The sequence below is a fragment of the Klebsiella sp. JN_Kp122 genome (genome assembly GCF_040062085.1).
In the GTDB taxonomy this organism is placed as follows: domain Bacteria; phylum Pseudomonadota; class Gammaproteobacteria; order Enterobacterales; family Enterobacteriaceae; genus Klebsiella; species Klebsiella aerogenes.
This window is the reverse complement of the sequence record NZ_JBEAHW010000020.1, coordinates 63625-78081: the sequence shown is the minus strand read 5'-3', so window position 1 is coordinate 78081 and position 14457 is coordinate 63625. Positions and strand designations below refer to the sequence as shown.

The following is a 14457-nucleotide window of genomic DNA, read 5'->3' as shown; positions in this document are numbered from 1 at the left end:
GGCCTTATTTTCCTTTCAATTTCTAATTTTTATTATTTTCACCACATCTGAGATACATATCACAGGCAGTCATGTAATCTTCATGCCACTTCCAATAGACATGCAAGTAAAAGTATCCTATCGCAGGTATCATACATAAAATAAAATATGCATAAAAATATATTTCCCACCCTAAAAGTTTCAACAACAGACTAACAGTCACAATCCAGAAAACCTGAAGGGTGAAGAAAATAACCAATCTAAGCCACAAAGGTTTGCTATTTATCCCAGGAAGTATCATCGTATTGACAAGGTTTACATCAAACTCTTTTTGCAAAAGTCTACCTAAAAAGGTATAACGCCTGGAAGGGTGAGCGAAAGACAGATTAACCAGCAGGATTAATGAACATAGGATCAGCATAGCCACCATCAAGCGAGGTGAAAAAAAACCATCGGCTAAGGAAAAATCATCATCTGCAATCAGCGGACTGATAACCGCAAAACTGGTCAAGACAGTCACGGTAACGTTCAAGCAGGTATAGTGATGGAGATTACGATATTTAAGCGTATAGATAGTTGCCTGCTGCAACTGCTTGACGTAACAATTTCTCGCCATCCAACACATTATATATATTATCATTGGCACAAAAATAGCAATACAGAACATGGCTACAATGGTTGAAAAAAAGAGTAGAAATCCTGTAACAACCAGATAGCAACTCAGTAAACAGCACGTTGTAGCGACAAGCGGCTGCCACAGTATTATCTCAAATCGCGAATAGCTTTTCCCCTGCAACCAAGAAAAATTGATATTCCTTATCGCATATTTATATGCCCAATATCCCTTTAACTCATAAACAAAGCTGAACATAGTTAATGAAAAGATGGCACTTACTGGAAAGGCATCCTCTACGGTTAACAGATACCCTCTGTTTTTGACGTAAAATGCAATTAGTAATGTAGTAAGAAAGTACAAATACGGTAAAAGCGACCGATCCTGACGACGAATAAACGTTAAATAATCCGGAATCATGATACCCTCGTTACGCCGCCAACATTTTTCGACAATGTGTAAAATATTCTACAGAGAAACCGTCGAAATCATTTAGCAGATGCCCAAGATACACCTTGTTACTGATTTCAACAAACCTGACGGAGGGGATATGTTGTAAAAAGGCGGCTATCGATGCGCTCCACCGTACTCTATGGGTCAAATGCAAAGATAAGTTCTCTTTAATTTTCTCCGGATTATATTCTTCCCGTCCAGTGACATTCATCAGTACAGGATAATTTGGCCGTACAATCTCCACCGTCTTGAGCACATCCCGCATGGGCTGAATCCCCTCAGACATAAGAGGCGTATGCCAGGCTCCGCTAACACCTAGCTTGACAGCATCCAGACCAGCCCCCATCAGAACCCCAGAGAATTCACTTAAATCTGGTAGCGTACCGCCAATCACCTGCTGAGAGGGACTATTATCACAACTCACCACGACCGGGCTTCCGGAGTCGATAATCAACTGACTTACCGTTTGAAAATCGGCACCTCTCACGGCTAGCATCGCGCCTTTATGAATATTGCTTAAATCGCCCATGATAGTAGAGCGCGCCAATATTAGCTTGAACACATTTTCCAGCGTTAAGGCGCCGGCCGCATAAAGTGCGCTATATTCACCAACGCTATGGCCGCACGAACCAACAACGTTAGCGTCAGCGAATCGCTCGGCATACAAACTATAGAGAGTGATATTGATAGCTGTCACCGCCGACTGCTGCGTCGTCGTTTTCACCAGACGATTCATCGGTCCTTTCTGACACAACCGACGAAGATCTAACCCTGTCACATCGCTGGCGCAGTCCCAGATTTGTCTCGTCGTTGTATTCAAATCCCATAAATCAGCTCCCATTCCGACGGCAGGATTTCCCTGACCGGCAAAAATAAGCACCGTTGGCTGGTCTGATAGCTTTATCATAGAAAAAATATCCTTATAAATAATATTTAAATCCAACGTAAACTCCGAGAGTCTCGCCAAAAAGTGCGAACTCAGAATCACGACTACCTAATGCGCTATACAACCCCGTATAAGTCTCAGCCTGTTCGCTCACCCCTTTTAATGGCTGGACAAAATGGGCCCCGATTAAGGAGCTACCATCGACTAAGTTCACCACTAAATAAGGCTGAAAAGTTGAATGATCTATACTCTGTAAACTTAACCATGAAGTAATGTAATGCCGCCCCTGCAGCATACCTTTATTTCCTGTATTACTTATTTCTGAACCCATCAGATACTTATAATCATCTAATACTTGGTCTAAGCTGGAATAACCGGTTTTTTTACTTAATAGCCTAATAAAATCAGCCTGCTCTCGCCATGCCGATTTTGAGTAGCCTTCGCTTTGATAGTAGTACTCAATGCCAAACACACTAAAAAAGTCAGTGGTGTATTGCCCACCAACGGCTAATTCATAACCTTTTTTGTCATTCTGCGCATATAGCGATGAAGGATATAGCCCAGAAAGCACCTCGTTCCGTTTTTCAACAGAAAAGTGACGCCACTGTTGCGTTTTGTGCAAAGCCGCTTCTACGTTGACAACAAACTGAGGAGTTAAATTATAGCCATCAGATAGTGCCAATGAAGGAGAGTCGCCAAGCATTATATTCGCTGCTAGCCGATGGTTAACAAGCCGATAATCGGTATAACTTAATGAATAGTATTCACTGCTGTTAGCCCTTTGATTGGCTGTCCAGTTACTGGATGATTCATAATATTTATCGATACTTGCTAATTTGGGTATAACAGTAAGCGAGAATGCATAATCACGAAATTCTTTGGCTAACCGCCCCCCCCAATACGACTCGCTATAGGCGGACTCCAGCTTCGGATCGTATATTCGTGTCGGTTTAAATCCGGCATAATAGGAAGTCAACAGTGAGGCTGGTGATTTTAAATGAAAGGCACCTGGAAATGAATTTATTTTTCCACCTTCAAAACTTATGCTATCAGACAACGACCAGTTAATCTTGAGCCTATCAATTAATATTTTTGCGCGATGATCATCCTGTTCGAATAATCCTACTTCTTTTATCGCATAATATCCTAAACTATATAATGAAAAATCTAATCCCAGCACATCCTCAATGAAGGAACAAGCGCTTGAAAGATTAATAGAAATATCATTATACGCGTTATCGGCCGTGTATGGATTAGCGCCATTGATGCGCCAAATGGAGTCACTTTTGTGCGCAAAAGATGCCTGCGCGTTCAAAATAATCTGGCCATTCGAGCGTATTTGGTCACCTGACAGACAATTAGCCATTCCCCATAATGGTGTTAGTGACAAAGCAAATAGCAATGTACCCAGATGGCCCTTCACTTCGCGCCTCGCTGAATAAACTCTTTAGTGAAGTGGAATTCAGGCAACGATTCAAGGCGAACATCACTATACTTCATGACAGAATAACCTTTTTCATAGCGAGCATTCTGCACAATAATCTCTGTTGGACGATTCTTCCCTAATACTATCTGATAGTTTTTATACAAGACACTTTTGAGAAGTTGATTATCAAGAGAATAATATGATGCTTTAAATGGCCGATATTCCGCACTTTTTTCCACCAGGTAAATCACTTTAGGATAAGTAACGGCCTCAGATTTCCGAGTGAGAGACAGTCGATAGCAAATTTTATCTCCACAAGGCTCTTCCCCTTCCAGGGTCGAATCATAAGCATACTCGAAGTTCGTCACTATAACATCGCCATTAGAGATCTGACCGATTAATCGTTGTGAGCGCGAAATAGGAATAGGCCTGCGTAATTCTGGCGTATAAAACCATAAGTCATACCAATCAGATAACATGATCTTGCCTTTATCTCGCGGAGGATAGGTAAAACGGATAAGTGAACGAGCATCAGCTTTCAAACCGTTTTCTGGTTTAATAAAGCGCATCGATATATCCAGCGACTGCATGTTTTCAGGCACTTTGCCACCCTCTTTATACTCAAGTACAGTCACGTTATAGCGAAAAGGCTCATTTGGTGAGCGAACATCATCAGCTCTCCGAATTATATTCAGAGCTTGCAGGCTATTACTCGTAGCCTGCACCGGGACAGAATGCAAATATATAGCTATGATAAATAAATACAATACACTGGTTTTCATACTTTCCTCTATGAAAATTTGAATGCATCAGTGATGTTAAGGCGCGATGCACGGTATGCGGGAATAATGGAAGCCACGACTGATGTTAAAATTGGTAATATCATGGTTACCCAGATCAATTCAACATCATTTGTTTTAATAAATGCGGTGTAGCCTACTGATTGGCCCGGCGAAGGTGGCATCGCAATACCAGAAATATTAATTATGGCAGCAATAGTGAAACCAAAGAAAAAACTCCCCAATGCGCCAAAGATACCGATATATATGCCTTCCATCCAGAATAAACGCGTAACACGACTTGATTGTAAACCAATTGCGCGAAGTGTAGTAATTTCCCGGGTTCGTTCAACAATATTCATCGTCATTGAATTACCGATCATGAAAACCACGATTAGCGCCACAATAAGTTTAATAAAAAAATAGATCCCCGACAGCATGCCCTCCACCTGCTGGTAAAAAATAGAGTTCTCTTTCCAGTCCTTAACGATCAGAGGCAAATGCTGGTCTGCTATATACTCTCTCATTTTCTTAACAAAAGATGTTACATCATCGTTGTTTAGCAAGATGACTATCTTACTAACACCATCAGTCCCCATAATTCGCTGCGCAGTCTCAAGAGGCATTTTTATAACAACATCGTCATAATCCTTTATTCCTGATTCAAAGACGCCGCGTAGTTTGACAGAGATAGCCCCCTGCCCTCCGGCTATATTAACCGCCATGACATCAAGCCAGTCACCATAGTGGCTATCTAGTGTTTTTGCCAGGCCACTGCCAATAGTAACTTCATTGTGTTTTACGCGAGATAAATCGCTACCAAAAACTATCTTATCAAATGCCCCTAACTTCAGGGCTGGTAAAGGTTCTACGCCTTGTGCTGAAAAATAATTTGACGTTTCACTTTCGTAGTGTGAAATTATTCCGGTAAATTCAAGCTGGCCAGCTATTGTTGAAATCTCATTAGAAAAATCGGCGTTATGTAAAATTTTATTTTTTAACGTAGCATAATCAGAGATCAGGCTCTTATTTTTGTTAGCGGTTTCAAAATAGCTCCTGTTATAAATTTGCACATGACCAATGTTGGTACGTATCGTTTGTTCTTTGAGTATCCAAAAAGAGTAGTTGATAAAACCACCATACAAAAATATTGCGCAACCACCTAAAATGATGGCAGAAAGAGTAGATATTGTTCTACGCCGATGTCGTAGCAAGTTCAAAAATGAGAATTTTGCATCGCCAAAATTAAAGATGACATTATAAATAACAAACATCAATATTAAAACCAGAATAGAATTAAAAAATATCATATCCTTTGACATTTAATCACCCTTAATAACAGGAACGACAACCTGCATGACTTCAGCCATTTCCCAAACCGGCGACTGGTTACTTTCAAAATCAATTTCACGCTGCTGATTGATTCTGCGAAGATGCTCAGTGAGTTGCTTTTCTTGCTGTTTGCGATGGCAATTATGCAGTGCTCGCAAACGCATTGTAATTATATTATTAATAACCTCACCGCTAAATTTTTCTTTATTTTCAAGAAGTAAATCAGTATCTTCGATTGTAATCACGCAGCGACCTAATTCCACGGGAAGCCAGGCATCCACTCTTGCACGCAAATATCGAATTAGCATGTTATCTTCATTAGCATCTACTGATTCATCCAGATAAAAGAATCCAGTCTTCGCGTATTCAGAAGCGTTAATTAGATCATTAACGCTCTGATAATAGTTAGCCTGTCGCAACATTCCCCATGAGTAAAAGATCAGCGCGCCGACGTTGTTAGTATGTTCATATTCTTTATATAAATCAGCAGTGATAGATGCTAAAGCTTCTGGCTCACCAGGAAATCCGCTCTGTAAGACACGGGAGGTCGCAGGAGTTGATCCCATCTCAGCAAATACTGCAAATGTAAACATGGTCAGACACAGGAGGAGAATTTTAAAAAGATTACTTCGCTGAATCATAAATTATTGCTCCATCCTTAATTTCCACGCTCCGTCTTGCGCGATCTTTAAGTTGAGTCGAATGGGTTGAGATAATAAAAGTTGTTTTCGTTCGCTGATTAATCTCAACCAGTAGGTCCAAAATCGATTCACCGGTAGCCAGATCCAAGTTACCGGTAGGTTCGTCAGCAACAATAACTTCAGGGCTATGCGCTAGTGCCCTTGCAATAGCGACCCTTTGCTGTTGACCACCTGACAACTGGCCAGGTTTTCTAGCCAATAAGTGGGATAAACCAACACTATCGAGGAAATGCAGCGTTCGCTCTCGGGCCTCTTTCGCATTAAAATGACCATTCAGCGTCAGGGGATAATAAACATTATCAAAAACACTAAGCACCGGTATTAAATTAAAAAATTGAAAAATGAAACCTAGATGTCGACTGCGAAGGTGTGCAAGATTTTTTTCAGACAACGCATTGAGATTTTTATGCAGAAAGAAGACATGGCCTGTAGTTGGCATATCAATACCAGAAAGTATATTTAGCAAAGTACTCTTTCCGCTACCGGAAGGCCCACATAATACAAGAAACTCGCCTTTCACAACGTCCAGATTAATATTGTTTAAAGCATAAGTTATATTGTCCAGACAACCATAGGTCTTATATATTCCAGATAACGAAATATCCGGTAGTTCTGTTATATTGCTGCGCATATTCCCTCCTATTGGTACCAGGTATCAAAGTAGGCATAGCCACTAGCTACTCCCGGAATAACGGTTCTGATACAACCATTATGTAATGCGTACTGGTTAATATATTGCCAAGTTAACGCCGGTGTCACACATCCGCTGCAACCGTAGCGAGCGATAAGATCTATCACGTTCTCAGAGGCTGTTATGGATTTATTTATACCTCCGGCATAGGCAATGCAGTCAACATCATTGATATTTTTATGACCCGGCAGACTAATTTCATTTACATCAGCATATGTGTATGGGCTGCAGTGTACTTTGAAACCACCTTCTCTTTTACTAAAAACAAAGCAACCTACCCGTTCGATAGATAAATTCACACCAGGAATATGACGATATTTCTTTTTTTCTTTACGTTGTTTCATACTTTCTGCAGTGAAAGCTAACAATGGTACAGCTCGGTATCCACCACAGATAACGACAAAATCAAAAACATCCCAGCCGAGATAATCCTGAGCCATTGCCATAGCCTGAAAGAGTGAATTATTTTCACCGCGAATTTTGCAGGTTACATCATTGATGGAAAATTTTTTGATCAGACTCTTTGGTAAAGTATCAATAGTGGATAAATTAAGGCTACTGATATTGTATTCAAACACGCCTGACTCTCCCCATGAATCGATATAGATAAATGCGGTTCGCGATTTAAGTAATAACATCCGTTCTTTTGCTGACAAGCTGTGTAAAGCGGCATCTGATACCTTATCAAGAGCATTTATATAAGGTATATGATCTGGTCGTCTTGTAATCTCGCGCGTGTATACATCATTTCTTGTTCCAAAGCGTTTGAACCTCCAACCATTAGCTCCAGTTGCCTTCAATGCTGTATTGTAGGAGTGTGATTCCCAAACATTTAGCCAGCTTGGATAATATAAATAAAATGGTTCTTCCGGTTCAAGGAAAGAATATGATGACAGATACATATCACTCTCCCTCGTAGCCAGTGTTGGTATTTAAATTAGTCATTAAGAGTGCAATGACGGAACCATCTACACCCAACCCAGTCTTTAATAAATGTTTCTTGTCATGTCTGCTTACCCTGCCCTCTGTCGGTATATGGCGCGAGACATCATTTATGATGTCATCATTAATAACAGGAAAAATTAACTCACCGTTTTTCAAAGAGTGATAACCAATTACTATATCTATCAATCCTGAACCGGTTGCGGTATAACCGATTTGTCCCTTATAGGCCAGTACTGGAAGAGTCATTTCACTTGTAAATATAGCGATAGCTTTTGCTTCAACATTATCACTTGATGAGGTGCCATTACCGTGAGGTATAAATGCACAAAGTTCTTCTTTTTGCACACCCGAATCATTCAGCAGTGAATTTATCAATTTTAGAATGCTGGCACTTTGCCAGTAGGCATCATTACTACGACCAGCATTAATTTGTTTATAAGCCGAGTAAATGCTTATTCCTGGACTTTTCCCTCGCCCTAATCGATGTCGTTGGTTTTCCAGCAGCATAACACCATAACCCTCAGCAAAAAGCACACCATTGCTATTCACACCAAAGGGTTGAACAATCTCACTATCCAGCATTCCCTGGCTCGCAAGAAAACCCAGATCTTGATATTTAATTTTTGAGATATTGATAATCAGTGCAAGATCAATACCATTTTTTTCAATTGCTCTGGTGGCCAGATGGATAGCTGTTAGCGACGAGTTACTTGTGCAGTTCATATTCGGCGGAAGGTAACTTAATTCATATTTCTTCGCCAGATTGTAAGAAAAACTATCCTGAGACATATTTTTCACAGCCAGATTTTTAATTGAGGATGTTACCGACACATCCTCCATATCATTATAATTATAGAAATTTCTATAATCCATGACATCGACACGAGGACCGATCCCAGTAATGTACACTCTGACCCTGTCGCCTTTCAGGCAGTCATCATTGAGACCAGCCTGAAGTAAGGCTTCATCGATAAGTCTATACAAATGGTCAAGAGCGCTATCATTATTCTGCTTTAGTTTTGCAATATTTATATTGCCAGAGAACCCACATTCTATAGCTTGGTTATCTGATGCAAACCATGGAGATAAGTTCACGCATTTTCCCTGCTTTAAACTTTCAATTAGCAGCGAACTATTCTCTGCATAAGGCAAACAAACACTGAAACCAGAAATAATTGCTCTTTCGTTCACCGGGCTATCCTTTTATTACAATTGCGTAATAATTACCACCTTCGGTAGCACCAATTAAAAGAGCATACTTGATATTTAGATTTAATGGCTTATGCACAAAATTAATCCTTTTATCAGCGAATGCTTGTGTATAGGGAATGGCAGGAACTGATTGTTTTTTAATACAATCAAGAATCACTGACAGGTTTAAAAGACCCGCAACCGAAGCGACAAAACCAAAGAAAGCATTATAATTCACTACTGGGACACGTGGATTATGGCAATTAAACGACATATAAATTGCATTCATTTCTATCAAAGAATTCACTTCGCTGCCATTGCTGGTACCACATACCAAATCAATATCTTTCGATGTAATACCTGCATCAACAAGCGCACGAGTAATGGCCAGAGACATTGCTGCGGATTTTTCTTCAACCTGAGTGATATCAAAGTAGGAATTACTACATGACTTACCATATCCGGCGATTTCGGCCAATACCTCGGCTCCGCGAGAAACCGCAGCCTGTGGGTCTTCTAATAACAGCATACAGGCACCTTCGCCAGGAACATATCCATTCGCCTCTTTAGCATATATCTGATAATCCGAAGCATCTGAGGTCATATGAATTTTATTTGTCACAGCATCCATATACAGAGACATGGAAGGGAAATATTCATCGGCTCCGCCCACAATCACCTGCGGCTGGAGCTGCTGGCGAACAATTTCATAACCATAAGTCAATGCGCCAAGCGCAGCGTTTTCACCTGTCGCCAGCGTTGTCGTATATCCTTTTATCCCCTCGGAAATCCCGCAGAATGTTGTAATTGAGTTCATCAGGGAACCGGGAAATTCAGAAGTACGTACTTTTCTCGGGTCAGGTTTCAAACTCTGCAAATACTTATAGGTTGTCTCTTGTGGACCTCGCGCCATTCCCAGCACCATGCCCAGGTCATTGCCATCGCGTTTAATCTTACGTTTAGCCATATTCAACGTTTCAGTGAGTGCGATGAGAGCAAAAGTCCCGCCACGCGTTGCTTTACGCGGATCGTATCGGCGCAGATGTTTACGAGGTTCCAAATCTTTTACCTGGTAAGTTTTAAAATTCTTCTCATCCTCCGGCTGTTGATAGGTCTCTTTCTGATATTCAGGACCGAAAATTTCTGTAAGCTGATTGGTTGTTGCCAGTACATCCAACAGTGCATTCGCCTCCTCAAGTGTATCATCAGGGAATACGACACCGCTGAGTTCTACAGGGCTATCTGCTTCATGGATATAGTGAAGGATTTCATTTATCGAGTGGCCTATCGCCGATACTGCGCCAATCCCTGTAATGGCAACACGTTTTGCGTCATAGGAGGTGAGAGGAACAGAGCCTGGTTTTGTACTCACAATCATGCAGCAATTATTGCCGCCGAATGCGTAGTTGTTCTTCATAAAGATATTGATATCTTTTTCCCGGAATGCGTTCGCAACGTAGTCAAGATCGCAATTTGGGCGCGCCAGTGAAAAGTTCAACGTTGGTAGAACATTTTGCTCAGGCAGAGTAACCAAACATGCAATCAGCTCAACAATTCCGGCAGCGCCAATATTGTGACCAAAATAGGACTTGGTGGAGCTGATCAATAAATTTTCTGCCCCTGAGAAAACTTTCTTCATCGCCAGAGTCTCTATTTGATCATTGGCTTCAGTGCCTGTGCCATGCGCATTGACGTAATCAATATGCTCAGGTTGCACCCCTGCATTCGCCATTGCTTTCTGCATAACCTGCACTGCGCCATTGGCTCTTGGGTCAGGCCCGGTTTCATGATAGGCATCGCAAGATGTTGCATAAGAGAGAATTTCGCCAAAAATGGTCGCACCACGAGCAACCGCATGCTCGTACTCTTCCAGTACAACGGCGCCGGCCCCTTCGCCAATCGACATCCCAGATTGCCCTGAAAATGGCGAGCATGATTGCGGATGCATAACATTCAGGGCATAGAATCCAGCGAAGGTAGGCAGATAGATAGGCTCCGTTCCTATCGCTAACATCGCCTTGCTTTTGCCATTCTGGATATAATCAAAAGCCATGCCGACAGCATTCGGACTCGCCGTACAAGCCGTTGCGACGAGTTCCACTCCACCCTTTAGACCCAGAAGCGTAGAAGCGCTGGAACAACATGAAGAAAAGCCGCCTGAGAAAAGAGCTTTACGTAACGAGAAATCGTCAACACGCTGTTCAAAGAGTGGTAGAAATGCTTCAGTCCCCGCCGAAGACACGCCAACAATCAGACCCATCTGTTCCAGACACTGTTGATTGCTGAAAAGGTCCGCCTGATTTAGTGCCTCCTTGCCGACTTTATACGCCCAAAGCGCGGCATTATCGAGTGATGAGACAATCTCTTCGGATAATTCAGGACAATGAATTTCGTGCAACATTTCCGCCGCACGGGCATTCTCAAACCATTTAGAAAAACGAGCACTGTCAGTTATACCATTTTTTTTCTCCAACAGCGCTTGTCTGAAGTCTGTAATATTATCAGCCAGCGACGACAGTATTCCCATACCGGTAATAACTACTCTTTTTCTGCTCGTTTTCATAATATCCTGACATATCCTTAATTTTTATCATTATCCCGTTACTGACGGAAAAACAGTATGAATGAGGCTAACAATTAATACGTTTCAAGCGCGCTCTTAGCCTTCGAAGCATCAACATAGCTATGAGTTGTTGGGTTAATTAATAAACTACGATTATAAATAAATGGAACACTTTGCGTTTTAGCAGCAAATTCTCCGTTTGTAGTTACAATACTAAATCCAGTAATATCCGCTAACGCATAGCATTCATCAATAAGTGCCAACGCAATCCAGTTTTGCTTCGCTGGAGAATATACGGCGTTAACAATGACACCAACCTGATGCCCATTTACCATAACAAGGTCATCAGAATCGATATGGCCACACCCTTCATCCGGTATAATTCCAACAAGTTTACGTTCAGCACTCTTAAGGGATAACTCTTCGACTGCGCTCTTACCGATAAAATCCTCTTTATCGTATTGAATCGCCCACTGCATTTGCAATTCCACTGGATTACGTGAGTAACTAGAATAAAGGCTTTCATCCCATCCTGGATTCTCAATCCTCACCAGCCCTTGATAATCTAAACCACCCGTTTTTAGTAAATATTTTGATCCTATTTCTTGTAGCCTCATCCACATTGTAACCAGGACTGCTTGAGAACCGATTAATTGATATGCAAACTCACCATGTTTACCGCAGCGAAATACCATTAAACCATCATCGGTATTCATATATTCGTAATAAGGCAGACCGATGATATCAAAACCATAAGCTTCCGCCATTATTTCCCAGGCATAGGGGCCTTCCAGCATAACAATCCCCCAATCTTCTCCGTCCATCGATTTGATTTCTGGAATATCCTGTATATCTAGCTCTTCGGCCTTAAGGAGAACTTCATTTAGAATGTTTATAATTTCCTTAGAAGTCATATCCTCTGACAAAATATAATAGCCTTCTTCAGCACAAAGAATATAAACTTCACCGCGGATGGTTCCATCAACGTTAAGTACTAGAGAATAAATACCCTGCTCATCACGGATAATTGATACATCTGCTGAAGCCATGTAGTTCACTAGCGCCCATGCATCATCACCCATCACGCTGGTAATTGACATATGGGAATAATCAACAAGCAAAACATTTTCGCGTACGGCCTTATACTCTTCAAAAATATCATGATATGAAGAAGGCACGCATTTATCATTATAAATGCCCATTAGCGCATTATTTTGCAGGTGAAGTTCAGAAAGTAATTTCATAAAACGTCCTTTTATACATTATAATCAGCTTAGAAAGACTTCTTCTTTAAAATAAAAGATGCCAGATTATTTACACTTCGCATATAAGATGGATCATCACCCTCAGAAACCTGAATATCGAAGATTTTATCAAGCATAACGATAATCTCTGTTGCATCAACAGAATCCAGTTTCAAACCGTTTCCAAACAATGGCGTATCATCATCAATTTGATGAGGTTCACGCTGAACATTCAGACGCTGGATAATCTCGGCTTTAATTTTAACAATTATATTTTTTCTTTTTTCGATTTCGTCATTGATATTGGTCATGCCTGCTCTCCTTGTAATTTAGTAACTTCTCTAAAATTAATAATTACACCCTGGCTAATAATCTTTTTCCCTACGTTAGCTGTAACTGAATAATGCTTAAAACCACTATCATCAGAAAACGAAAGTTTGCTTACTACTTCAATCGTATCTCCGGGGTAAGCTGTCCCTTTAAATTTTAAATTCTGTGAAGCTAATACGCCTCGGACCTGGGCTCGCCGAGTACGTATCGTACTCAGCATATCTGGATGTCTGATAAGAGCGTAGAGGTCACGTAATGAACTAAGATTTTCACCATAGCGTTGTTGATAAATATCACAAATGTCAGTCAGAAATGAATAATATTCACTTGCCTGACCAAATATCTCAGAGATAATGGCTCCAGGCATAATCGGGTCTTCTGGGAAATGCCCAAGAAGATAGGGGTCATTGTAAGTTACATGCTTAATAACTTTAATGAAGCCACTCTCTCCATATTTGTAATCAACTATTTTATCGACCATGATAAGCGGTTGACGCCACCCTTCCATGGCAAGAAAAATTTTAGCTGGTATTGAATACTTAGACATAAATCACCGCATTACCATGCCACCATCGACCACGATGGTTTGCCCAATGATATAGCTTGATGCGGCAGAGCTTAAATAAACGATGACATCAGCTACTTCGTCGCACCTTCCTAGTCTTTTTAATGGAATAGAGTTAGTCACTTCGCGAACGACAGTGCGTGGAACCTTCTTCGCCATTTTAGACTCAATCATCCCTGGCGCCACCGCATTGACACGTACCCCCCGTGGCGCCAGTTCCGCCGCAAGCGTACGGGTAAAGCTTAGTATGGCCCCTTTTGATGCACTATAGTTGGCCTGTCCGACGCTTGGAACAATAGCAGCCACAGACGCAACATTAATTACAGCGGGTGTTTCCGCTGAACGTAATAACATTAGTGCTTCTTTCATCAATCGGAACAAACTAAGGAGATTAGTATTGATAACCGAATAAAAATCATCAAAGCTCATTGATGCAAAGAGGCTATCTTTAACAATCCCTGTATTATTTACCAGTACATCCAGTCTCCCGGCTTCTCTGGTCAAGTGCTCGCACAGCGCTATAACTTCGTCTTGCTTCGAAAGATCGCAAGGTAAGATGTGAAGCAGCTCACCAGCGATGTGATTTTCTTTCAGACTAAGCAATGGCCCGGCATTCGTCTTATACAGTGCATAAACCGTACATTTTTGCTCGAGAAACTTTCCACAAATTGCAAGCCCTATGTCGCCGCTGGCGCCAGTAACCAGCACTTTCTTACCTATTAGATCGTTATAGTTATACATTTATAGTGAGTGCCTTAA

At 41.2% G+C, this 14457-nt stretch carries 14 protein-coding genes; all 14 read right to left on the bottom strand.

Going from position 1 to position 14457, the window contains the following annotated elements:
- Positions 1 to 22: 22 nt before the first annotated feature.
- The 14 genes from ABLU78_RS09020 to ABLU78_RS08955 all read right to left on the bottom strand — a co-directional run bounded on the left by ABLU78_RS09020 (position 23) and on the right by ABLU78_RS08955 (position 14439).
- Positions 23 to 1012 (bottom strand): hypothetical protein, encoded by a 990-nt coding sequence (locus tag ABLU78_RS09020; RefSeq protein WP_015704583.1) that lies wholly within the window; start codon positions 1010 to 1012, stop codon positions 23 to 25.
- A 10-nt stretch (positions 1013 to 1022) separates the two neighbouring features.
- A complete protein-coding gene (locus ABLU78_RS09015; protein WP_015704582.1) occupies positions 1023 to 1952 on the bottom strand; it encodes an ACP S-malonyltransferase in 930 nt (309 codons plus the stop codon).
- 13 nt (positions 1953 to 1965) lie between these two features.
- Positions 1966 to 3297 (bottom strand): hypothetical protein, encoded by a 1332-nt coding sequence (locus ABLU78_RS09010; protein WP_045388525.1) that lies wholly within the window; start codon positions 3295 to 3297, stop codon positions 1966 to 1968.
- Positions 3298 to 3350: 53 nt separating this feature from the next.
- Positions 3351 to 4139 carry an outer membrane lipoprotein-sorting protein gene (locus ABLU78_RS09005; protein ID WP_032712735.1) on the bottom strand — a complete coding sequence of 263 codons (789 nt, stop codon included), beginning with the start codon at positions 4137 to 4139 and terminating at the stop codon, positions 3351 to 3353.
- Between the two features lie 8 nt (positions 4140 to 4147).
- A complete protein-coding gene (locus ABLU78_RS09000; protein ID WP_348820438.1) occupies positions 4148 to 5458 on the bottom strand; it encodes an ABC transporter permease in 1311 nt (436 codons plus the stop codon).
- Entirely contained in the window at positions 5459 to 6109 is a 651-nt protein-coding gene (locus ABLU78_RS08995; protein ID WP_048228430.1) for a hypothetical protein, read from the bottom strand. It abuts the gene before it with no gap.
- On the bottom strand, positions 6093 to 6800 hold the full coding sequence (locus tag ABLU78_RS08990) for an ABC transporter ATP-binding protein (protein ID WP_047056083.1): 708 nt from the start codon (positions 6798 to 6800) through the stop codon (positions 6093 to 6095). Before ABLU78_RS08990 ends, ABLU78_RS08995 begins: the two co-directional genes overlap by 17 nt.
- 8 nt (positions 6801 to 6808) lie before the next feature.
- Positions 6809 to 7762 (bottom strand): hypothetical protein, encoded by a 954-nt coding sequence (locus tag ABLU78_RS08985; RefSeq protein ID WP_047056084.1) that lies wholly within the window; start codon positions 7760 to 7762, stop codon positions 6809 to 6811.
- A 1-nt stretch (position 7763) separates the two neighbouring features.
- On the bottom strand, positions 7764 to 8996 hold the full coding sequence (locus ABLU78_RS08980; RefSeq protein WP_047056086.1) for a beta-ketoacyl synthase: 1233 nt from the start codon (positions 8994 to 8996) through the stop codon (positions 7764 to 7766).
- Positions 8997 to 9000: 4 nt separating this feature from the next.
- Positions 9001 to 11559, bottom strand: coding sequence for a beta-ketoacyl-[acyl-carrier-protein] synthase family protein (locus ABLU78_RS08975; protein WP_071609836.1), 2559 nt, complete (start codon positions 11557 to 11559; stop codon positions 9001 to 9003).
- 74 nt (positions 11560 to 11633) lie between these two features.
- Entirely contained in the window at positions 11634 to 12803 is a 1170-nt protein-coding gene (locus tag ABLU78_RS08970; protein WP_015704573.1) for an aminomethyltransferase family protein, read from the bottom strand.
- A 29-nt stretch (positions 12804 to 12832) separates the two neighbouring features.
- Positions 12833 to 13114, bottom strand: a complete 282-nt coding sequence (locus ABLU78_RS08965) for a phosphopantetheine-binding protein (protein ID WP_015704572.1) — start codon at positions 13112 to 13114, stop codon at positions 12833 to 12835.
- Positions 13111 to 13680 carry a 3-hydroxyacyl-ACP dehydratase FabZ family protein gene (locus ABLU78_RS08960; protein ID WP_348820433.1) on the bottom strand — a complete coding sequence of 190 codons (570 nt, stop codon included), beginning with the start codon at positions 13678 to 13680 and terminating at the stop codon, positions 13111 to 13113. The genes ABLU78_RS08965 and ABLU78_RS08960 overlap by 4 nt, the downstream gene beginning before the upstream one ends.
- A gap of 3 nt (positions 13681 to 13683) precedes the next feature.
- Complete coding sequence (locus ABLU78_RS08955) at positions 13684 to 14439, bottom strand: SDR family NAD(P)-dependent oxidoreductase (protein ID WP_048228428.1); 756 nt, start codon at positions 14437 to 14439, stop codon at positions 13684 to 13686.
- Between the last annotated feature and the right edge of the window lie 18 nt (positions 14440 to 14457).

Excerpts from the sequence above, each read along its gene's own strand:
- ABLU78_RS08990 (WP_047056083.1), bottom strand. The coding sequence starts at position 6,800 with ATGCGCAGCAATATAACAGAACTACCGGATATTTCGTTATCTGGAATA.
- ABLU78_RS08970 (WP_015704573.1), bottom strand. The coding sequence starts at position 12,803 with ATGAAATTACTTTCTGAACTTCACCTGCAAAATAATGCGCTAATGGGC.
- ABLU78_RS09010 (WP_045388525.1), bottom strand. The coding sequence starts at position 3,297 with ATGGCTAATTGTCTGTCAGGTGACCAAATACGCTCGAATGGCCAGATT.
- ABLU78_RS08960 (WP_348820433.1), bottom strand. The coding sequence starts at position 13,680 with ATGTCTAAGTATTCAATACCAGCTAAAATTTTTCTTGCCATGGAAGGG.
- ABLU78_RS08995 (WP_048228430.1), bottom strand. The coding sequence starts at position 6,109 with ATGATTCAGCGAAGTAATCTTTTTAAAATTCTCCTCCTGTGTCTGACC.
- ABLU78_RS08975 (WP_071609836.1), bottom strand. The coding sequence starts at position 11,559 with ATGAAAACGAGCAGAAAAAGAGTAGTTATTACCGGTATGGGAATACTG.
- ABLU78_RS09000 (WP_348820438.1), bottom strand. The coding sequence starts at position 5,458 with ATGTCAAAGGATATGATATTTTTTAATTCTATTCTGGTTTTAATATTG.
- ABLU78_RS09020 (WP_015704583.1), bottom strand. The coding sequence starts at position 1,012 with ATGATTCCGGATTATTTAACGTTTATTCGTCGTCAGGATCGGTCGCTT.
- ABLU78_RS09015 (WP_015704582.1), bottom strand. The coding sequence starts at position 1,952 with ATGATAAAGCTATCAGACCAGCCAACGGTGCTTATTTTTGCCGGTCAG.
- ABLU78_RS08985 (WP_047056084.1), bottom strand. The coding sequence starts at position 7,762 with ATGTATCTGTCATCATATTCTTTCCTTGAACCGGAAGAACCATTTTAT.
- ABLU78_RS09005 (WP_032712735.1), bottom strand. The coding sequence starts at position 4,139 with ATGAAAACCAGTGTATTGTATTTATTTATCATAGCTATATATTTGCAT.
- ABLU78_RS08965 (WP_015704572.1), bottom strand. The coding sequence starts at position 13,114 with ATGACCAATATCAATGACGAAATCGAAAAAAGAAAAAATATAATTGTT.
- ABLU78_RS08955 (WP_048228428.1), bottom strand. The coding sequence starts at position 14,439 with ATGTATAACTATAACGATCTAATAGGTAAGAAAGTGCTGGTTACTGGC.